Origin of the sequence: Baekduia sp., assembly GCF_035685985.1 — a bacterium.
Lineage (GTDB): Bacteria > Actinomycetota > Thermoleophilia > Solirubrobacterales > Solirubrobacteraceae > Baekduia.
In genome coordinates this window covers 92,494-112,933 of record NZ_DASRZV010000026.1, presented here as the reverse complement: position 1 = coordinate 112,933, position 20,440 = coordinate 92,494, and the positions used below count along the sequence as shown (strand labels likewise).

18 protein-coding genes are annotated in these 20,440 nt (G+C 73.7%); 10 read left to right on the top strand and 8 right to left on the bottom strand.

Annotated elements, in window-relative coordinates; genetic code table 11:
- Position 1 precedes the first annotated feature (1 nt).
- From VFG42_RS17440 to VFG42_RS17425, 4 genes are read right to left on the bottom strand one after another with little or no spacing between them, the layout of a single operon-like run.
- Positions 2-724: a hypothetical protein gene (locus tag VFG42_RS17440; protein ID WP_324910042.1), complete on the bottom strand. Its 723-nt coding sequence runs from the start codon at positions 722-724 to the stop codon at positions 2-4.
- Positions 725-754: 30 nt separating this feature from the next.
- On the bottom strand, positions 755-2,074 hold the full coding sequence (locus tag VFG42_RS17435) for a hypothetical protein (protein WP_324910041.1): 1,320 nt from the start codon (positions 2,072-2,074) through the stop codon (positions 755-757).
- 58 nt (positions 2,075-2,132) lie between these two features.
- The gene (locus VFG42_RS17430) at positions 2,133-2,768 is read right to left on the bottom strand and encodes a class I SAM-dependent methyltransferase (RefSeq protein WP_324910040.1); all 636 of its coding nucleotides are present in this window, start codon (positions 2,766-2,768) and stop codon (positions 2,133-2,135) included.
- Complete coding sequence (locus VFG42_RS17425; protein ID WP_324910039.1) at positions 2,765-3,811, bottom strand: glycosyltransferase family 2 protein; 1,047 nt, start codon at positions 3,809-3,811, stop codon at positions 2,765-2,767. Before VFG42_RS17425 ends, VFG42_RS17430 begins: the two co-directional genes overlap by 4 nt.
- A gap of 135 nt (positions 3,812-3,946) precedes the next feature.
- Here VFG42_RS17425 and VFG42_RS17420 point away from each other — a divergent pair, with 135 nt between their 5' ends.
- Genes VFG42_RS17420 through VFG42_RS17385 form a run of 8 tightly spaced genes read left to right on the top strand, consistent with a single transcriptional unit; the run spans position 3,947 to position 12,619 of the window.
- Positions 3,947-5,437, top strand: a complete 1,491-nt coding sequence (locus tag VFG42_RS17420; protein ID WP_324910038.1) for a hypothetical protein — start codon at positions 3,947-3,949, stop codon at positions 5,435-5,437.
- Positions 5,424-6,947, top strand: coding sequence for a hypothetical protein (locus tag VFG42_RS17415; RefSeq protein ID WP_324910037.1), 1,524 nt, complete (start codon positions 5,424-5,426; stop codon positions 6,945-6,947). The genes VFG42_RS17420 and VFG42_RS17415 overlap by 14 nt, the downstream gene beginning before the upstream one ends.
- A complete protein-coding gene (locus tag VFG42_RS17410; RefSeq protein WP_324910036.1) occupies positions 6,934-8,727 on the top strand; it encodes an ArnT family glycosyltransferase in 1,794 nt (597 codons plus the stop codon). Before VFG42_RS17415 ends, VFG42_RS17410 begins: the two co-directional genes overlap by 14 nt.
- A 30-nt stretch (positions 8,728-8,757) precedes the next feature.
- Positions 8,758-9,888 carry a bifunctional diaminohydroxyphosphoribosylaminopyrimidine deaminase/5-amino-6-(5-phosphoribosylamino)uracil reductase RibD gene (gene ribD / locus VFG42_RS17405; protein ID WP_324910035.1) on the top strand — a complete coding sequence of 377 codons (1,131 nt, stop codon included), beginning with the start codon at positions 8,758-8,760 and terminating at the stop codon, positions 9,886-9,888.
- Positions 9,889-9,892: 4 nt separating this feature from the next.
- A complete protein-coding gene (locus VFG42_RS17400) occupies positions 9,893-10,486 on the top strand; it encodes a riboflavin synthase (protein WP_324910034.1) in 594 nt (197 codons plus the stop codon).
- Complete coding sequence (locus VFG42_RS17395) at positions 10,483-11,796, top strand: bifunctional 3,4-dihydroxy-2-butanone-4-phosphate synthase/GTP cyclohydrolase II (RefSeq protein ID WP_324910033.1); 1,314 nt, start codon at positions 10,483-10,485, stop codon at positions 11,794-11,796. The genes VFG42_RS17400 and VFG42_RS17395 overlap by 4 nt, the downstream gene beginning before the upstream one ends.
- A complete protein-coding gene (gene ribH / locus VFG42_RS17390; RefSeq protein WP_324910032.1) occupies positions 11,793-12,236 on the top strand; it encodes a 6,7-dimethyl-8-ribityllumazine synthase in 444 nt (147 codons plus the stop codon). Before VFG42_RS17395 ends, ribH begins: the two co-directional genes overlap by 4 nt.
- 44 nt (positions 12,237-12,280) lie before the next feature.
- The gene (locus tag VFG42_RS17385) at positions 12,281-12,619 is read left to right on the top strand and encodes a hypothetical protein (protein WP_324910031.1); all 339 of its coding nucleotides are present in this window, start codon (positions 12,281-12,283) and stop codon (positions 12,617-12,619) included.
- Here the strand turns inward: VFG42_RS17385 and VFG42_RS17380 are convergent.
- The 4 genes from VFG42_RS17380 to VFG42_RS17365 form a co-directional block, all read right to left on the bottom strand.
- On the bottom strand, positions 12,616-13,452 hold the full coding sequence (locus tag VFG42_RS17380) for an MBL fold metallo-hydrolase (RefSeq protein ID WP_324910030.1): 837 nt from the start codon (positions 13,450-13,452) through the stop codon (positions 12,616-12,618). The genes VFG42_RS17385 and VFG42_RS17380 overlap by 4 nt on opposite strands.
- Before the next feature lie 23 nt (positions 13,453-13,475).
- Positions 13,476-14,369: a hypothetical protein gene (locus VFG42_RS17375; RefSeq protein WP_324910029.1), complete on the bottom strand. Its 894-nt coding sequence runs from the start codon at positions 14,367-14,369 to the stop codon at positions 13,476-13,478.
- A gap of 66 nt (positions 14,370-14,435) precedes the next feature.
- Positions 14,436-16,649 carry a virginiamycin B lyase family protein gene (locus VFG42_RS17370; protein WP_324910028.1) on the bottom strand — a complete coding sequence of 738 codons (2,214 nt, stop codon included), beginning with the start codon at positions 16,647-16,649 and terminating at the stop codon, positions 14,436-14,438.
- A gap of 91 nt (positions 16,650-16,740) precedes the next feature.
- Positions 16,741-18,330: a serine/threonine-protein kinase gene (locus VFG42_RS17365; protein ID WP_324910027.1), complete on the bottom strand. Its 1,590-nt coding sequence runs from the start codon at positions 18,328-18,330 to the stop codon at positions 16,741-16,743.
- A 163-nt stretch (positions 18,331-18,493) separates the two neighbouring features.
- Here VFG42_RS17365 and rpmB point away from each other — a divergent pair, with 163 nt between their 5' ends.
- Both rpmB and VFG42_RS17355 read left to right on the top strand, forming a co-directional pair.
- Positions 18,494-18,685 (top strand): 50S ribosomal protein L28, encoded by a 192-nt coding sequence (gene rpmB / locus VFG42_RS17360; RefSeq protein ID WP_324910026.1) that lies wholly within the window; start codon positions 18,494-18,496, stop codon positions 18,683-18,685.
- Between the two features lie 59 nt (positions 18,686-18,744).
- Positions 18,745-20,439 carry a DAK2 domain-containing protein gene (locus VFG42_RS17355; protein ID WP_324910025.1) on the top strand — a complete coding sequence of 565 codons (1,695 nt, stop codon included), beginning with the start codon at positions 18,745-18,747 and terminating at the stop codon, positions 20,437-20,439.
- The last annotated feature ends 1 nt before the right edge of the window (position 20,440 follow it).

The following is a 20,440-nucleotide window of genomic DNA, read 5'->3' as shown; positions in this document are numbered from 1 at the left end:
CTCACCCGCAGAACGGGCGCTCCCAGGCGCCCCACCACGTGACCCCGACGCGCGCGCCACCGCTCGCGTCGGGGACGAGCGTCAGCCGGTACTCCTCGCTGCCGCCGCACTCGTCGCCGTCCCCGTCGCCGGTCGTGTCGAGCTTGACCGTCTGGCCCAGCGCGGTCGGCGAGGCGTCCGGCCAGGCGCCGACCAGCACGAGCTTCCCGGCGGCGACCGGCGCCGCCGGCAGCGTCCCCACGGCCTTCGGCGGCTCCTGCGGCGAGCGCTGGGCGAAGACGACCGAGCCGTTACGCGTCACCCACCCGCCGGTCGTGCCCCAGGCGAACATCCGCTGCGTCCGCGCCTCGGCGGCGATCCCGGCGCGCGCGCCGGCCAGCCAGCGCGAGCCGTCCTCCGCGTCGGCGGCGTAGACGCGGTCGCCGACCACGCGGCCGCCACGGGTCAGCGGGACCGACCACACCGCGTCGCTGCCGTCCCACGCGACCTTGCCGCCGCCGCGCCACGGCCCGAGCCGGACCGCGTTGGGCTTGCGGCCGTAGACCGTCGTGCACGCGTACAGCGCGCCCTTCGCGGTCCACACGCGCCCGACCGTGGTCTGGGCCAGCGTGTGCGCCCGCGCCGGGCACGACTTCGGCGCCGCGGCGCGCGACGACGGGGCCACCAACGCCAGCAGGACGCCGATCAGGATCGAGGCGGCGGCGAGGGGGAACGGACTGCGCATGCAGGGAGAACGGTGCCCTACGCCGCGAAGTTACGCCGTTTGCGGCGATGACGGAGAAGCTGCGGGCGTCCCGGTGCGGTAGAGCCCGTACAGCAGCGAGCACAGCAGCGCCGCCGCGCCCGCGTAGCCGACCTCGGCCCGCGTCAGCTCGTCGCCGACCACCGGCAGCAGCATCCACACCACGAACACCGCCGCCGCGGCCAGCCACGCCGCGGCCGCCTGATGGGCGCGGCCGCGCGCCAGCGCCGCCTGGTTGAGCGTCCCGGCCGTCAGGTGCAGGCCCATGCCGACCGCGATCACCGCCAGGCCGACGCGCCCGTAGTCGCTCTTGTCGAAGACGACGTCCATCACCCACGGGCCGATCAGCAGCAGCCCGACCGCGCACGCCGAGGCGAACGCCGCGATGGCCAGGATCGTCTGGCGGATCGCGCGCGCGAACGCCTCGCGCCCCGACGTCGCCTCCAGCCCGGCCAGATGCGGCAGCAGCGACGTCTGCACGGCCTGGAAGAGCTGCAGCGGCGCGCGCGCGACCATCAGCGCGCTGAAGACGATGCCCGCCGTCTTGGAGTCCGGCACGAGCAGCACCGCGGCGTTCAGCAGCGCCTGCTCGGCCAGCTGGATCGCCGCGACCGAGCCCGCGAACCCGGCGCTCTCGCGCAGCTCGCCCGCGTCGCGCTCCACGCCCGCCGAGGCCGACGCCTCGTGGCGCCCGAGCGCCCACGGGATCACCAGCAGCGACGCCAGCGGCGCCGCGAGGATGCCCAGCGCGACCGCGGTCTCGCCGCTCGCGATGCCGACCGCGACCGCGACCGGGAAGCAGAACCGCGACAGCGACTCGAACAGCACCAGCCCGCCGTAGAGGCCGAACCACTGGTGCCCGGCGAAGTAGCCGCGGGCGAAGTAGGAGGCCGCGTAGGCCAGCGCCGCGCCGATCAGGATCCAGTACAGCGACGACTCGCCGTCGAACAGCCCGTCCTCGATCGGCCCGTGCAGCGCGAGCGCCACGACCAGGAACCCGAGCGCGAACGACAGCTGGATCAGCGCGGGCGTGCGCAGCGGATGGCCGGCGGTGATCCCGCGGGCGCGGCGGTCGGCGATCGTGCGCGACAGCAGCTGCTCCACCGGCCGGTAGATCACGCACATGATCACGAACAGCAACGACCACAACAACGACACGCGGCCGTAGGCGTCGTCGTCCAGGACGTGGCCGGCGACGCCGAAGTAGGCGAAGGTGAAGAGGCCCGTGGCGGCGATCCCGACCGCCAGGATCTTGGCGCCCGACCCGTAGGACTTCTCGCCGCCCGTGGCCCCGGCGTCGCCGTCGGCGGACGCCGGGATCAGATCGTCCATGGCGGGAACGAGCTCCTGGGCGAGTTCCCGCGACCTGACCTCGCCCTCTGGGCGAGCGTCAGGCGCCAACGCGCACGAGCAGCATGGTCCACGGGAACGGCGAGCGCGCCTCGACGACCGTCCCGTGCTGGGACAGCAGCGAGACGAACGAGCGCTTGGACCAGTGGTTGAGGTGCCCCGGGGTGTTGCCGAGGTCCTTCAGGTACGCGCCACGGGCCATGTTCAGCCCGCGCCACAGCGGCTCGCGCGGCACGGAGACCAGCAGGTACTTGGACGCGATCCGCGCCATCTCGGCGACCGTGTGCGCCGGGTCGGGCACGTGCTCGAGGACCTCGATCGCCGTGGCGACCTCGAACTCGTCGTCGCCGAACGGCAGGTTCTCGGCCTTCATGACCACGTACTGCAGGCACGGGTGCCGGCGGCCCTTCCATGCCTCGTGCAGCTGCGGGTCGTCGAGGTCGAGCCCCACGATCCGCTCCATGCCCGGCTTCTGCGCCCACTGGTGGGTCAGGACGCCCTCGCCGCAGCCCACGTCCAGCAGCGTCTTCGGCGCGGCCTGGGTGAACAGCTCCTCCAGCGTGCGCTCGAAGCCCGCCTGCAGGCGCCGCGCCACCGGGTTGGTGGTGCCGTACTTGTCGTACGTGTTGCCGGTGACCGTGCCTTCGGAGTCGACGGTGACGGTGGGCGGGGTCATAGCTGGAGAGCCTCTCGTTCTTCGGTGCGGCCGGCCTGGGCGCCCGTCGTGGCCTGGTGGCCGGTGTCGGTCGCGCCGGGCTCGTAGTGCGACGGCGGGACCTTGAGCTGCAGCTCGATGCGCCGGACGCGCTCGAAGATCCGCTGGGACATGATGCGCTGCGAGTAGAGCAGGTCGCCGAGGATGCCGAGCACGCCGACGACGACCGCGGCGTTGAACAGCACCGCGCCGAGGATCAGCGACTGGACGTGGCCCGCGCCCTCGCCGTCGGCGTAGGCGACCAGGAACCGGATGAAGGGGATCAGCGCGAGGATGAACAGGAACAGCGCCAGCCGCGAGAAGACCTTCAGCGGCTCGTACTGCGTGTAGATCCGGGAGATCGCCACCGCGTTGCGGCGCACGTAGGAGCCCATCGACGGGAACAGCCGCGACTCGCGCGTCTTCGGGTTGGTCCCGATCGCGACGTGGTCGGTGGCGACCAGCAGCTTGCCCGCCTGGATGATCGTCTCCAGGGTGTAGGTGTACTTCGAGACGACCGCCATCTGGATCGCGGCCTCGCGGTTGTAGGCGCGGAAGCCGGAGGTCGTGTCGGGCACCTCGGTCTCCGACGCCTGGCGCACGACCCACGAGCCGAGCTTCTGCAGCCGCTTCTTCAGCGGCGAGAAGTGCTCGATCGTGTCGGTCTGGCGGTCGCCGACGACCATGTCGGCGCGCCCCGCGACGATCGGCTCGACGAGCTTGACGATGTCGTGACCGGAGTACTGGTTGTCGGCGTCGGTGTTGACGATGACGTCGGCGCCGAGCTTCAGCGACGCGTCGAGGCCCGCCTGGAACGCCGCGGCGAGGCCCTTGTTGTTCGTCAGCTTGACGATGTGGTGGACGCCGTTGCGCCGCGCGACCTCGATCGTCCGGTCCGTGCTGCCGTCGTCGATGACGAGCACTTCGACCGTGTCGAAGCCCGGGACCTCGCGGGGGAGATCCGCCAGCGTCTGCGGCAGCGTCTCCTCCTCGTTGAGGCAGGGGATCTGGATGATGAGCTTCATGAGCAGAGGGGTGGGGACGGCGCGCGAAGGGAGGGAGGCGTGCCGTACACTCGCGGCCCCAGTATCTCAGAGGTTCTGGACGACTGCGGTCGCCCCCAACATGTCCTAACCGGAGGCGCTGGGCCTCGACTCCGCATGGAGAGCAGCACGCTCACCTCGCCGCGGCTGCGCGCCGTGCCGGAGCGCGTGTACGCACGCGCTGGCTTCGCGCTGCTCTGCCTCGGTGCGCTCATCGGATATCTGGTGTACCCGACCTATCCGAATTACGACAGCGCGTATTCGCTGATCTGGGGTCGGGAGCTGGTCGACGGCACGCTTCCGAGCTTCGACGCCTACCGCGCGCCGACCGAGCATCCGCTGGCCGTCGCGGTCGGCGCGATCCTGTCGCTGCTGGGCGACACGGTCGGCCCGCGCGTGTGGCTGGCGCTCAGCGTCGCGTCGTTCTGCCTGCTGGTCGCGGGCGTCTACAGGCTCGGGCGCGCCGCGTTCGGGCCGTGGGTCGGGCTGGTCGCCGCGCTGCTGGTGATGAGCCGCCTGGACTACGCGTTCCTGGCCGCGCGCGGCTACATCGACGTCGCCTACCTGGCGCTGGTGGCGTGGGCGGCGGCGGTGGAGACCGAGACGCCGCGGGCGCGCACGCGGACCGTCTGGATCCTGCTGGCGCTCGCGGGCCTGCTGCGCCCGGAGGCCTGGCTGCTGCTGGGCGCCTACTGGCTCTGGCTGGCGTGGCCGCCGGCCGCGCGGCGCGACGTGCGCGAGCGCGTCCGGACCGCGCTGATCGCCGCGATCGCGCCGGTGCTCTGGGTGCTGGCCGACTGGACGGCCACCGGCGACCCGCTGTTCTCGCTGAACCACACGTCGTCGCTGGCCAACGACCTGCAGCGCACCAAGCCCGCCTCCGAGGCGCCGTCGTTCGCGCTGCACTCGCTCGACTCGACGCTGAAGTGGCCGATCCTGCTGGGCGCCGTGCTCGGCGTCGTCCTGGCGGCGCTCTTCGCGCGGCGCCGGGCGGGCGTCCTGGCCGCCGTCACCGCCTCGGGCCTGATCACGTTCGCGGCGATCGCCGCCGCGGGCCTGAGCGTGATCGACCGCTACCTGGCGATCAGCGCGGTCGGCCTGATCGTCTTCGCCGCGTTCGCGATCGCGGGCTTCACCGCGCTGCCCTCCGGCCACCCGGCCCACCGCCCGTGGATCGCCGTCGCGGCGGTCGTCGCGCTGGGTGGCGCCGCGTTCACGGCCACGCATCTTCATCCTGGGTACATCGACCGCGAGCTGACCACCCGCCGCGAGCTGCGCCAGGAGCTGGCGCGGCTCGTCAAGACGCCGGCCTTCACGCTGGCGCGCCGCTGCGGCGTGGTCTCGGTCCCCAACCACAAGCTGATCCCCGACGTCCGCTGGATCCTGCACGACGACGTCGAGCAGGTCCGCGCCCGCTCCGACCTGCCCGACTTCGGCCAGGACACCAAGGGCGTGCAGATCTTCGTCAGCGGCCCCACCATGCTCACGAACTCGACCTACGGCCCGTTCGTCCCCGGCTCGCGCGACGATGCGCGGATCCAGGTCCCCGGCCCCGGCCTGCGCCTCATTGACCGCTCACCGCACTTCCTCGCCTATGCCGCCTGCTGAGGGCGCCGTCGCCCCGGCGCCGCGCTCGACGTTGGCGGCCCGCCTCGGCGCCGTCCCGTGGCCCGCGCTCGCGCTGGCCGCGCTGGCGATCGCGACGTTCGTCGGGTTCTTGATCTACCCGACCTATCCGAACTACGACAGCTACTACTCGCTGATCTGGGGCCGGGAGATCCTGCACGGCCACCTGCCGAGCTTCGACGGCTACCGGACGCCGACCGAGCACCCGCTGGCGGTGTTCTTCGGCGCGGCGCTGTCGCTGTTGGGCCGCCACGGCGACCGCGTGATGGTGTTCTGCACCGAGGCGTCGTTCGTCGTGCTGTGCGCGGGGATCTACCGGCTCGGGCGCACGGCCTTCACGCCGCTGGTCGGCCTGGCCGCCGCGGCGATCCTCTGCACGCGCTTCGACTTCCCGTTCCTGGCCGCGCGCGCCTACATCGACATCCCGTACCTGGCGTTCGTGATCTGGGCGGCGGCGCTGGAGCTGGAGCGCCCGCGGCGCGGCGGGATCGTCTGGGTGCTGCTGGCCTGCGCGGGCCTGCTGCGGCCCGAGGCGTGGCTGATCATCGGCCTGTACTTCCTGTGGATGTGCGGCGGGGAGCTGGGCCCCGAACATCGGGCCCACCCGCCCCGCGAGCGCTGGATCCGCTGGGCCAAGTACGCGACCTGGGCGGCGATCGGCCCGTTGGTGTGGGTGCTGATGGACTTCGTCGTCACCGGCTCGCCGACGTTCTCGCTGACCCACACGACCGGCCTGGCCGAGGAGCTGGGGCGGACCAAGGGGCTGGCCGAGGTCCCGGACGCCACGCGCCGGTTCTTCCTCAACCTGGCCAAGGCGCCGGTGCTCTACGCGGCGATCGCGGGCTTCCTGGTCGCGCTGTGGCTCGCGCCGCGGCGCGTGGTCATGCCCGCCGCGCTGTGGCTGATCGGCACCGGCACGTTCGTCATGGTCGGCGTCGCGGGCCTGTCGGTGATCGACCGCTACCTGCTGGTCCCGACGCTGATGGTGATGGTCTTCGCCGCGTTCGTGCTCGGCGGCTGGACCGTGCTGCGGCCCGGGCTCTGGACGCGGCGCGTGTGGGCGGCCGCGGCGCTGGCGGTGATCGTCTACGGCGTCGTCTTCACGGCGACCAAGGTCAACTTCCACAACTTCGACTCCGAGCTGACGCTGCGCGGCAACTCGCACCGGTCGCTGGTCGAGCTGCTCGACCGCCCCGACGTCAAGGCGGCGGTGGCCAGGAAGTGCGGCCCGGTGTCGACGCCCAACCACAAGCTCGTGCCGGACACGCGCTGGATCGTCGACGGCAGCGACCGCGAGGTCGTCGCGCGCGCCGATCCGACGCAGAAGGCGCGCGTGGCCCGCGGCGGCGTGTCGATCTTCGTCGTGGACCGCGGCGCGCTCCTGCGCCAGGCGCTGGTGGCCACGACCGACGACCCGTTCGACAACGTCCCGCTGCCCGGCTACACGAAGGTCGCGTCGACGGGCTACTACGCGGCCTATGTCCGCTGCTGAGGCCGTGGCGCTCGACGACGCGCCGGTCCATGAGGACGCGGCCCGCCGGGCGGTGCGCCGCGCGCGTCGCCACGAGCGCCTGAAGTGGGCGCCGTGGGTGGCGCTGCTGCTGGTGGCGTCGTTCGCGCTGCGCGTGTGGGGCGCCAAGCAGGGCCTGCCCTACGCCTACAACGCCGACGAGAACGCGCACTTCGTCCCCAAGGCCATCGGGTTGTTCGGGCACACGTGGAACCCGGACTACTTCGTCAACCCGCCCGCCTACACGTACCTGCTGCACATCGTCTTCGCGATCTGGTTCGGCGGGCGCGAGGGCGTCAGCGCGTCTTACGCCGCGGACCCGACCGAGGTCTTCCTCGTGGCGCGCGTGGTCAGCGCCGCGTGCGGGACGATCGCGGTCTGGCTGCTCTACATGGCCGGGTCGAAGCTGTTCGACGACCGCCGCGTGGGGTTCCTCAGCGCCGGGCTGTTGGGCGTCGCGTTCCTGCCGGTCTTCTACTCGCACCTGGCGCTCAACGACGTCCCGACGCTGGCGCCGATCTGCCTGGCCCTCTACGGCACCGCCGGGATCGTGCGCCAGGGGCGGCTGGTCGACTTCCTGCTGGCCGGCGCGGGCGTCGGGCTGGCGTGCTCGACGAAGTACACCGGCGGGATCACGGTCCTGCCGGTGGTCGCGGCGGGCCTGGGGTGGCTGGTCGGCAAGCGGAGGCTGAAGTGGTCGACGGTGCTCGCCGGGCTGGTCCTGGCGGGGCTGTGCGCGGCGGTCGCGTTCTTCGTGACCAACCCGTACTCGGTGCTGGACTACAGCGCGTTCAGCGACGGCCTGAACCACCAGACGACGGTCGCCGACGACGCGCTGGGCAAGCTCGGGCTGACCGAGTCCAACGGGTTGGCCTACTACCTGTGGACGATCACCTGGGGGCTGGGGTGGATCCCGGGGATCGCGGCGGCGGTCGGCGTCGTGCTGACCGCGCGCGACAACTGGCGGATCGCGGCCGTGCTCGTGCCCGCGCCGGTGCTGTTCCTGTTGTTCATGGGGACGCAGGAGCGCTTCTTCGGGCGCTGGCTGATGCCGGTCTTCCCGATGATCTGCCTGCTGGCGGCCTACGCGATGGTGCGCGTCGCGGGCGCGATCGGCCGGCGACGGCCGGTGCTGGCGCCGACGATGCTCGTCGTGGTCGCCGCGCTGCTGTGCGGCCAGGGGCTGGTCTACTCGCTGCACATCGGGCAGGTGCTGTCGCGCGACGACACGCGCAACCTGGCCCGCGCGTGGCTGGTCGAGCACGTGCCGCCGGGGACCAAGATCGTCGTCGAGCCCGTCGTGCCCGACGCCTGGGCCCAGGACGTCGGGCATCCGCTGCCGGTGACCGCCAACGGCTACCGCTGGTCGAAGTTCCCGACGTCGCGCTCGACGATCGCCAACGACGGAAGCGAGCTGCCGCCGCCGGGGCGCGTGGTCAACATCGAGGACTACGAGCGGACGCTGTACCCCGGGCTGGTCGACCAGTACGAGGAGAAGGGCTACTGCTGGGTCGTCGTCGGCTCCACGCAGCGCGGCCGCGCCGAGGTCGAGCCCGACGCCGTGCCCCGCGCGCTGGCCTACTACCAGGAGCTCGAGAAGCGCGCGGACACCGCCTACGTGGCCTCGCCCTACCGGTCCGGATCGCGGGCCGTGGACTTCAACTTCGACTGGTCCTTCGACTTCTATCCGCTGGCCTACCACCGCCCCGGGCCGACGATGTGGATCTACCACCTGCGCGGCGGCCAGTGCGCGGGCGGCTGATCGACCGCGCGCCCCCTATCCTCCAGAGCGGTGCAGAGGACCGAGACGGACCACACCCATCTGTCACGCGCGATCGACCTCGCGACGCGTGGCCGTGGGCGCGTGCATCCCAACCCCGTGGTGGGCGCCGTGGTCGTCAAGGACGGCCAGGTGCTCGGCGAGGGCTGGCATGCGGAATACGGCGGACCGCACGCGGAGGTCAACGCGATCGACGCCTGCGACGGCGCGGACCTGACCGGCGCGACGATCTACGTCTCGCTGGAGCCGTGCTGCCACCAGGGCAAGACGCCGCCGTGCACCGACGCGATCCTCGCCGCGGGCATCTCGCGCGTGGTCGTGGCCAGCGACGACCCGACCGAGAAGGCGTCCGGGCGCGGCCTGGGCATCCTGCGCGACGAGGGCGTCACCGTCGACGTCGCGGGCGGCGAGCTCGCCGCCCGCGCCCGGCTGGCCAACCAGGCCTTCCGCAAGCACGCGCGCACCGGCCGCCCGTGGGTGCTCTTCAAGTCCGCGATGACGCTGGACGGCAAGGTCGCCACGCGCACCGGCGACTCCAAGTGGATCTCCAGCGACGCCTCACGGGCGCTCGCGCACAAGTGGCGCGCGTCGGTCGACGCGGTCGTCGTCGGGATCGGGACGGCCCTGGCCGACGACCCGCAGCTGACCGCGCGCATCGAGGACCCCAACGTCCCCGAGCTGCGCCAGCCGCGCCGGGTCGTCTTCGACGCCACCGGCCGCCTGCCGCTGGACTCCCAGCTCGTCCGGCAGGCGCCGGAGATCCCGCTGACGGTCGTCCTGAGCCGCGCCGCGCCCCGGAGCGCCGCCGACGGCCTGACCAACTCGGGCGCCGACGTGATCGTCGCCACCGGCGAGAACGAGCCGGCGCGCGTGCGCAGCGCGCTGGACCAGCTCGGCGAGAGCGGCGTCCACGCGATCCTGCTGGAGGGCGGACCGCACCTGGCGGGCGCGTTCCTGGACGCGGGGGAGATCGACGAGGTGCGGCTGTTCCTGGCGCCGCTGCTGCTCGGCGGCTCCAAGGCCCGCGACCCGCTGGAGGGCGAGGGCGTGGAGAAGATCTCCGAGGCCCTGCGGGCGCTCACGCTCGACTGCGAGCGGGTCGCCGACGACATCTTGATCAGCGCGCGGCTGAAGGAGTGGTAGCCCGGTGTTCACCGGACTTGTTGAGGATCTCGGGACGATCGTGTCCGTCGACCGCGACGGCGACGGCGCCGTGCTGACCGTCGAGTCGCGGCTGGCGCCGCAGATCGGCGAGGGCGACAGCGTCGCCGTCAACGGCGTCTGCCTGACCGCGACCGGCATCCGCGGCGAGCGCTTCGGGTTCGACGTCATGTTGGAGTCCTTGCGCCGCTCGTCGCTGGGCGAGCTGGACGCGGGCTCCGCGGTCAACCTGGAGCTGGCCCTGCGCGCCGACGCGCGCCTGGGCGGCCACATCATGCAGGGGCACGTCGACGGCGTCGGCGCCGTGAGCGGCATCCGCGAGGACGGGTTCTCGCGCGTCGTGACGATCGAGACGGACCCCGACCTGTTGAAGTACGTGGTGGAGAAGGGCTCGATCGCCGTGGACGGCGTCAGCCTGACGGTCTCGCGGGTCGACGACTCGACGTTCGACGTGTCGTTGATCCCCGAGACGCTGGAGCGGACCAACCTGGGCGGCACCTCCGTGGGCCGCACCGTCAATCTGGAGGTCGACGTGGTGGCCAAGTACGTGGAGAAGCTCGTGGGGGCGCACGCGCGATGAAGGCTTCCTCGGAGACCGGCGCGGTGGCCCGCGAGGACATCACGTTCTCCAGCATCGAGGAGGCGCTGGAGGACATCGCGGCGGGCAAGATGGTCGTCGTCGTCGACGACGAGGACCGCGAGAACGAGGGCGACGTCGTCATGGCGGCCGAGTTCGTCACCGCCGACGACATCAACTTCATGACGCGCCAGGCGGGCGGCTGGATCTGCCTGACGCTGACCGAGGAGCGCTGCGACGAGCTCGGGCTCGAGTTGATGGCGTTGAAGAACGAGTCCGCGCACGAGACGCCGTTCACGGTCACGATCGAGGCGCGCGAGGGCGTCACGACCGGCATCTCGACCGCCGACCAGGCGCACACGATCCGCACCGCCGTCGACCCCGAGAAGGGCAAGGCGGACATCGTGGTCCCCGGCCACGTGCACCCGCTGAAGGCGCGCTCGGGCGGCGTCCTGGAGCGCACGGGGCACACCGAGGCGTCGGTGGACCTCGCCCGGCTGGCGGGCGTGACGCCCGCGGGCGTGATCTGCGAGGTGCAGAACGAGGACGGCTCGATGGCGCGCGTCGGCGACCTCGCCGCCTACTGCCACAAGCACGGCTTCAAGATGATCACGATCGCCGACCTGATCGCCTACCGGCGCCGCCACGACAAGCTCGTCGAGCGCGTGGTCAGCACCGCGATGCCGACCGGCTTCGGCGATTTCACGGTCTACGGCTACCGCTCGCTGGTCGACGACAAGCACCACGTCGCGATGGTCAAGGGCGACGTCGCCGGCAAGGAGGACGTGCTCGTCCGCGTGCACTCCGAGTGCCTGACGGGCGACGTCTTCCACTCGCTGCGCTGCGACTGCGGCGAGCAGCTGGAGAGCGCGCTGTCGATGATCGAGGCCGAGGGCGAGGGCGTGCTGCTCTACCTCGCCCAGGAGGGCCGCGGCATCGGCCTGCTGAACAAGCTCAAGGCCTACAAGCTGCAGGAGGAGGGCTACGACACCGTCGACGCCAACCTCGAGCTGGGGCTGCCCGCCGACCTGCGCGACTACGGCATCGGCGCCCAGATCCTGGCCGACCTCGGGCTGTCCTCGATCCGCATCCTGACCAACAACCCCAAGAAGATCCGCGGGTTGGAGGGCTACGGGCTGCGCGTCAGCGACCAGGTGCCGATCGTCCACGCGCCCAACCCGCACAACGAGAACTACCTGCGGACCAAGGCCGAGCGGATGGGGCACACGCTGCACCACCAGGGCCTGGCGCTGGACGAGGAGATGCTCCACGAGGAGCACGTCTCCGACGCCGAGAAGGGAGAGGGCGCGTGAGGGTCGCGATCTGCGTGGCGCGGTTCTACGAGGACCTCGCCGAGCGGCTGATCTCCGGCGCCCGCGGCGTCCTGGAGGAGGCGGGCGTCACCGACGTCGACGTCTTCGACGTGCCCGGCGCCTACGAGCTGCCGCTGGCCGCGAAGTTCGCGGCCGAGAGCGGGCGCTACGCGGGCGTCGTGTGCCTCGGCGCGGTCATCCGCGGCGAGACGTCGCACTACGACTACGTCTGCGGCGAGAGCGCGCGCGGGATCCAGGACGTGCAGCTCGACACCGGCGTGCCGTGCTCGTTCGGGGTGCTGACGGTGGACGACCTGCAGCAGGCGCTGGCGCGCTCCGGCGGCGACAAGCGGGACTCGGGGCGCCACGCCGCCGAGGCCGTCCTGGCGCTGCTGAAGATCAAGCAGGAGCTGGCGGGCGCTTCGGCGACCGCGTCCTGACGTCCGGGCTTGGCGCCCGCGCTGGTCCCGGTAGGCTCCGGCTCGTGACCCTCGAAGTCATCGCGATCGTGCTGACGGTGGTCGCCCATTTCGTGGGCGCCATCGTCCTCGTCGGCGTCTTGCTCAACGGCGAGAAGATCGACTGGCGCGGCGTGCTCTTCCCGGGCGACGACGACGGTCCCGGCCCGGGCTTCGACCCTCCGCCGTCCGACGACGGCCCCGATGGCGGCGGCGTCCTCGCGCCGACCCCGCTGCCAGACGCCGCACCTTCCCCGGTCCGCCTCCGCGAGCCCGGCCGCATCGGCGAGGGCTACCCGCGCCCGACGCGCCGCCCGGTCCACTCGCCGCAGCGGACGCCCGAGCGCGAGCCCGCGGACTCCTAGCCCACCGCGCCCGCGGGCCGCGGGCGCAGGACCTCGGTGCTCGCCAGCCGGCGGGCCGAGTCGGGGTCGTGGGAGGGCAGGACGACGGTCGGGTGGCCGGCCGCGTGGGCGAGGATGCGCTTCATGGTGTCCTTGGCCACCGACTCCTTGGGGCTGACGCCGTCGACCTGGAGGTCCTGGAGCTGGGCGAGGTCGTAGCAGGCGTCGCCGGAGATCAGGACGTGGTGGTCGGGCTGGACGACGAGGATCGCCAGGTGGCCGGGCGTGTGCCCGGGCGTGGGCACGGCGATGACGCGGCCGTCGGCGGTCAGCGGCGTGGAGGAGCGGAACGCGCCGACGGCCGGGCCGTCGAGCGGCAGCGGCCGGGGCGCGAAGGGCTCGGGCAGCGGCTGGCCGGTGAAGCGGCGCGTCGCGGCCGCGGCGAGCGAGCCCACCACCGCGATCTCGCGCGCGCTCGCCAGCAGCGGCGCGTGCGCGACGTGGGGGACGCCGTCGGCGTGGTCGCCGTGGACGTGGGTGAGGACCACGCGGTCGACCTGCTCGGGCGCGATCCCGGCGACGGCGCGCAGCTGGTGGTCCAGCTCGTCCTCGCGGGCGACGTGGAACTCCGCGAAGCTCGTGTCCTTGGCCGCCTGCGTCTCGCCGGTGTCGACGAGGATCCGGCCCTCGCTCGGATGGACGATCAGCCACGCGTGGATCGGCAGCGGCTCGCCCATCGGCCCCTTGCGCAGGATCCGCGCACGGCGCACGAGCCCCGGGCCGCGCCCGCGGTGCATGTCGTCGTGGATTCGGACCTGGCCGGTGGTGAGCGCGACGATCTCGAGCGGGTCCACGACCCGCGACGCTATCGCACCGCTCAGCCGATGACACCGTTGGTGGCCGGAACGCTCCAACGGCGCTTGGCGACGGCGTGGATGCGCGCGATCGCCCAGGTGACCGCGATCGCGTCGGCACGGCGCGGGCAGTCGATGTAGGCCTCGTCGTCCGGGTCGGTCACGCAGCGGCGCAGGGCGGACGAGCCGTGGGCCGCGAGGAAGCGGCGGATGCGCGAGACGCCGTGCTCGACGGTCCCGTCGTCGACGTAGTCGAGGCGCCGGGGATCGACGAACGCGGCGATGAGGTCGCCGCCGACGAACCACCACCGATCCTGGCCGTCGACGATCGGGCACAGCTCCTCGGCCGCCATCGTCGTGCAGCGCCCGTGCTTGGGCGCCACGTTCCCGCAGCGGCCCGAGAGGTCGCCGACGACCGACCGCAGGCAGGTCGTGGCCGCCCGCTGGCGCTGCGCCATGGCGTCGAACGCCCGCCCGAAGGCTTCCGGGCTCGCGCCCGCGCGGCGCAGGACGTCGTCGAAGATCGTCTCGGCCAGGAGGCCGTCGGCGATCTCGGCCTGGCGCTGGGCGGTGGTCTCGCCGACCGAGGCCAGGAAGCGGGTGCGCTCGGCGTCCCCGCCGCGGCGGCGGACGTCGGCGGCGACGGCCGCCTCGAGCGCCGCGGGGGTCACGGCCAGCCCGCGCGCGGCCGCCTGGTGCCGGTGCCATTCGGTGTCGGCCACGCGCCAGGCGCCCAAGGCGAGGTCGACGTGGGCGGCCTTCGGATCCCACGCGCCGATCCGCGCGACGTCCTCGATCTCGGCGGCCGTGAACGCGCGATCGCCGACGACCAGCGGAGTCTGGGCGTCGACGGCCCGGGCCGCGGCCGGGACGGTCAGCGCGACGAGCAGCGGCAGGAGCGAGGCGATGCGACGCACGACGCCGGACCGTAGCGGGATGCGGGCGACGAATCTCAGCGGTGGACGATCGTCCGGATTCCGCGCTCAGCGGTGACGGCGCAGCGTCCGCGCGACGCTCGCGCGGCGGCGGTTGCCCGCCAGGTCCTTGGCGTCGATCGCCACGGTCACGCGAGCGCCCGGCCCGTGCTTCGGAAGGCGGCGCAGCGCGGCGGCGGGGAGCTTGATCGCGACCGTCGCGGTCCGGCCCGCGGCGGCGCGGAAGGCGGCCGCGCGGCCGAGCGCCGTGCCGCCGCGCCACCGCAGGGCGACGGTGCCCGCGCAGGCGCCGCGGCCGCCGCCCTCGCGCGGCGAGCAGCGGACGCGGACGGCGACGACGCGGGCGGCGTCGGCCGTCAGCGTCCGGCCGCCGAGCACGCTGACCGTCGGGGCGTTGGGGTTGATCTGGAAGCGGGTCTGGGCCACCTCGCCGACCGGCGTGCCGGCGGCGTCGAGCGCGCGCACCGAGAGGACGTGGTCGCCGGCGACGAGGCGGTCGATCGCGAACGGCGACGCGCACGGGATCCACGGGCCGTCGTCGACGCGGCACTCGCTGCGCCCGGTCGGCGAGGTGAACGCGATCCGCGCGCTGTGGCCGGCGAGCACCGCGGCGGGGCGGGCGGTGAGCGCGAGGGGCGCGACGGGCGCGACGGGCGCGGGGGCCGGCGCCGGCGCCGGCGCCGCGGGCGTCTCGGCCGGCTCCTCGACGGCGGCCGGCGCCGACGTGAACGTCCCGTCCGCGCCGAAGGTGGTGCCCGACGCGCTCGACGCGATCAGGCGGAAGTGGTAGGTCGTGCCCGCCGTCAGCCCGTGGAGCGCGGCGTGGACCGCGACGCCGTCGGCGCCGTCCCCGACGTCCTGCGCGGGGGTGACCGACCCATAGGCGTCGGTCGTGCCGTACTCGAAGCGAACGCTGGTCGCGACGCCGTTGGGCGTGGCGAGGCCGGCGAGGACCGCGCCGTCGCGGCCGACGTCGGTCGCCGCGCCGGTGGCGGCGCTGGGCGGCGGGAGCGTCACGGTCGCCGTGAGCGGGATCGACCGGGGCGAGCCCGAGGCGGTGTCGGCGATCGTCAGCGTCGCGCTCCGGGGCCCGGGCGTCGCGCCCGCGGCGAGGTCGAGCACGACGTCGCACGACGCGTCGGGCGCCAGGACGGTCGCGTCGGCGCAGGTCGTCCCCGCGTCGAGTGAGATCTCGTCCGCGTCCGGGCCGGAGACGTCCACCGACGGGATCACGAGGTCGCCGGTGCCGGTGTTGCGCACCGTGACGGTCCGCTGGGCCGTCGTGTTGGCGGTGACCGGGCCGAAGTCCACCGTGCTCGCGTCGAGCGTCGCGGCGGGCACGCCGGCGAAGACGCGGGTGATCGCGTTCGCGGTCGGGCCCGTGCCCCAGATCACGTCGCCGCCGGCGGCGAGGTCGCGCAGCGGGCCGGGGGTGGCGTACTCGGTGACCGCGCCGCCGGTCGTGATCCGGCCGATCTTCGCGATCGCGCTCTCGGCGAACCACACGTTGCCGTCGGGGCCCGCCACGATGCCGGCCGGCGCGGCGCCCACCGAGGGGAGGTCGAACTCCGTGACGATGCCGGACGGCGTGATCCGGCCGACCTTGCCGGCGACGAGCTCGGTGAACCAGAGGTTCCCGTCGGGGCCGGCAGCGATCCCGAAGGGCTGGGCGCCCGCGGTCGGGACGCTGAACTCGGTGACGACGCCGGCCGTGGTGATCCGGCCGATCCTGTCGGCCTGGCCCTCGGTGAACCAGAGGTTCCCGTCCGGGCCGACCGCGATGGCGTTCGGCCGGGCGCCGGGGGTGGGCAGCAGGAACTCCGTGACGACGCCGGAGGTGGCGATGCGGCCGATCTGGTTGGCGCCGCTCTCGGCGAACCAGAACGCGCCGTCCGGGCCCTTCGCGATCCCCAGCGGCTGGCCGCCGATGGTGGGGAGGCTGAACTCGGTGAGGACCCCGGAGGTGGTGATGCGGCCGATCTTGTTCGCGAAGCTCTCGGTGAACCACAGGTCGGTGCCGCCGCCGTCGGCGATGGCGTAGGGCGTGGCGCCCGGGGTCGGGACCGGGAACGCCGTGACCGCCCCGGCGGCCGTCATCGCGCCGATGGCGTTGCTGCCGTAGCCCGCGTACCAGACCCGGCCGTCGGGGCCGAGGGCGACGCCGGTCGGGGCCGCGATGCCGGCCGGGAAGGCGCCCGCGTCGCCGACGGTCTCGGCCGCGGCGGTCGCGGCGGGCAGGGCGACCGCGAGCGGCAGGAGCACGGCGGCGGCGATCAGGGCACGGCGAAGCGAGGAACACGACGGCATATCCGCGAAATCGGCACGCCGATGGCCCGCTTGAGCGGAGAGGGAGCTACTGGTCGCCGGGGAAGCCGCCGGCGGCGGGGCCCGCGCCGGCGCCCTGCGCGTTGCCCGCGGCCTGCTGGGCGTGCTTCAGCTCGGCCTCGACGATCCCGCGCTTGTAGTTGGAGACCTTCAGGCGCTCCTGGAGGTACGGGATCGCGTCGGCGGGACGGCCGGCGAGGTCGAGCGCCCAGCCGAGGTTGTAGAGCGCGTAGGCGTAGGTGATGCTCGACGTGTCGTCGGCGGCGCGGAAGCCGTCGACGGCCTGCTGCAGCAGCGGCACCGCGCCCCGCGGGTCGCCGGGCAGCATCGCGTAGCCGGCGTCGTTGAGCTGGGCGGAGGAGCGACCGTCCTCGGCGCCGGAGCCGTCGTCGCCCGCGGCGGGCGTCGTCGTGGTCTGGGCGGGCGCGGTCTCGGTCGTCGTCGGGGCCTCGGTCCGCGGCGTGGCCGCGCGCTCGACGCCGCCGGTCGGCTGCCCCTGGGAGCGCGAGGCGGTCGCGCGCGGGCCGCGCGGGCCCTTGCCGCCGTCGTTGCCGTTGTCGCTGATCAGCGCGGCGCCCGCGCCGGCGACCAGGCACAGCAGCGCGACGATCCCCAAGATGATGCTGTTGCGGTGCGGGCTGCGCGGCCGCGCCACGGGATCGCGCGGCGGCTCGCGGCGCGCGGGCTCGGCGGCGGAGCGCGCGAACCGCGGGTGCTCGCTCCCGACCCACTCCGGCCCGTTGGTCCGGTGCGGCGCCATCACGGTCGTCGCGCGCGTCGGCTCGGCGTCGTCGGCCAGCGCGGCCTCCAGCTCGTCCACGAACGCCCGCGCGGTCGGCGGGCGGTCCTCCGGCGCGCGCGCGAGCCCGTGGCGCAGCGCCGGAAAGGCCGCGCCGTGCGCCCCGGTGGGAGCCGTCGGCTCCCGCTGCAGCCGGGCGCGCGCCTGCTCCATCGCGGTGTCGCCCGGGAACGGACGCCCGCCGCACAGCAGCTCGTAGGCGACGACGGCCAGCGAGAAGCGGTCCGACGCCGCGGTCGCGGCGTGCCCGCGCGCCTGCTCGGGCGAGAGGTAGGCGGCGGTCCCGAGCACCTGGCCGGTCGCGGTCACCGCGGTCTCGCCCGCCAGCGACGCGATGCCGAAGTCGCCGACGGCCAGCCGCCCATTCTCGTCCAGCAGCAGGTTGCCGGGCTTGACGTCGCGGTGCACGACGTCGTTGGCGTGCGCGGCGTCCAGCGCGCTCGCGGTCTCGCGCAGCCAGCGCAGCGCCAGCGGCACCGGGATCGGATCCCCCGACTTCAGCCGGTCGGCGACGGTCCCGCCCGCGAAGTGCTCCATGACGATGAAGGCCTGGGCGTGCGAGGGCTCCATCTCGCCGATGTCGAAGATCGTGACCACGTTGGGGTGGTCGCTCACGCGCGCGGCCGCACGCGCCTCGCGCGTGAAGCGGCGCCGGGCCGCGGGGTCGGCGGCGTAGCCCGCTGCCAGGACCTTGACGGCGACCAGACGCTCGAGCACGGAGTCCTCGGCCGCCCACACCGTGGCCATCCCGCCGTTGGCGATATGCCGGACGACGCGATACCGCGGCGGCAGACCGACCTGCTGGGAAAGGGCGGGCATCGACGGGCGTTTACCCTAGCCATGACCCGGCCAACCTGACGGTCGGCATTCCTACGAAACACCCGCAAAGGTGTGACGAACCGCACGAGCCGCGCGGCTCGAACCCGGGTCCTCCACGGCGGGCCTCGCCGGCGGCGCGCGAACCGCTACACTCCCCGGCCGAATGTCCAAGGTCTGTCACAGCTGCGGTCGCGGCCCCGCCTTCGGCCAGAGCCGCAGCCACTCCATGCGCGCCACGAAGCGGCGCTTCGATCCGAACCTCCAGAAGGTCCGGATCTTCGTCGGCGCCGCCCCGCGTCGCGTGTACGTCTGCACGCGCTGCCTCAAGGCCGGCAAGGTCACCAAGGCCGTCTGATCGACCGGGCGCCCGCCGGGCGCCGCGTGTCGGCCGACGGACCCGCTACGGTCGCTGACGTGTCCGATCCGAGCCTCGTCCGCTTCCGCGTAGCGGTCCAGGGCGCGCTGGCTCATCTCGAGTCGCGTCGCCAGGAGATCAACGACCTCAACGTCTTCCCGGTCGCCGACGGCGACACGGGGGACAACATGGCGCTCACGCTGCGCGCCGTGCTGACCGAGCTCGACCGCCTCGAGGCGGAGGCCGGCGATCGCACGGTCGACGAGATCGGCCGCGACGAGATCGTCGAGACCGTCGCGCGCGCGGCGCTGCTCGGCGCGCGCGGAAACTCCGGCGTCATCCTCAGCCAGCTGATCCGCGGCGCCGCCGAGGAGCTGGTCTCGCGGCCCGGCGAGCTGGTCGACCCCGTCCTGCTCGGCGCCGCGTTCGCCAACGCCGCCAACCGCGCCTACGCGTCGGTCCAGGCGCCGGCCGAGGGCACGATGCTCACGGTGATGCGCGACATGGCGACGTCGATCGCCCACGACCTCGCGCACCTGCCGGAGGAGGCCCGCCGCCTCAGCGCCGAGGCCGACGTCGAGACGCAGAACCTGCTGATCGCCGCCGCGCTGGAGCGCGCGATCGTCGCCGGCGAGGCCAGCGTCAAGCGCGGCCCCGAGCTGCTGCCCGCGCTGCGCGAGGCGGGCGTCGTCGACGCCGGCGGCTACGGCGTCATCATCATCTTCGCGGGGATCGTCGCGGCGCTGAAGGGCACTGCCCCGGAGCTGCAGCACTACGCGCCCGCCGCGCGCGTCACGCACCCCGAGCACGCCAGCGAGACCTACCGCTACTGCACGAACTTCGCGGTCACCGGCTCCGGCCTGGAGTCCCAGCGGTTCGTGCCGCTGCTGGAGGCGATCGGCGACTCGATCCTCGTCGTCGGCGACCACGCCACGCTGAAGGTCCACGTCCACACCGACCATCCCCAGCAGGCGACCGAGCTGTTCGAGGCCGCCGGGGGCGAGGTCTCGCGCCTGGACGTCGCGGACATGCGCGCGCAGGTCGTCGAGCGCGAGGCGCGCCTGGGCCTGGGCTCGGACGGCAACGGCGCGGGCGCGGGTGGGACCGACTCCGTCGCGATCGAGCACTGCTGCGGCGCGCTGGCCGTGGCCCGCGGCGCCGGCCTCACCGCGCTCTTCGAGGGCCTCGGCGCGACCGTCCTGGACGGCGGCCCGACGCTCAACCCCTCCACGATGGAGATCCTGGCCGGCATCCACGACGTGCCCGCCGAGGAGGTCGTCGTCCTGCCGAACTCCTCCAACGTCTTCATGGCCGCCGAGCGCGCCGCCGAGCTGTCGGACAAGAAGGTCGTGGTCGTCCCGTCGCGCTCGCAGCAGGCCGGGCTCAGCGCGGCGTTCGCGCTGAACGCCGACCGCTCCGCCGCCGAGAACGCCACGGCGATGAACGAGACCCTGGAGGCCGTCCGCACGGGCGGCGTCGCGCCCGCCGCGCGCCAGGATCCCGAGGGCCGCTTCGCGATCGGCGACGCCGTCGGCTACGTCGGCGAGCGCCTCGTCGCCTGGGGCGAGCCGTCCAAGACCCTGCAGATCGTCCTCGGGCAGCTGTCGGCCGACGCCGAGCTGGTCACCTGCATCGAGGGCGAGGGCGCGCCGCTGGACGGCGACGCGGTCGCGGCGCTGGCGCCCGCCGGCGTCGAGCTCGAGCTGGAGGACGGCGGGCAGCCGTCCTGGTGGTGGCTGCTGGCGGCCGAGTAGC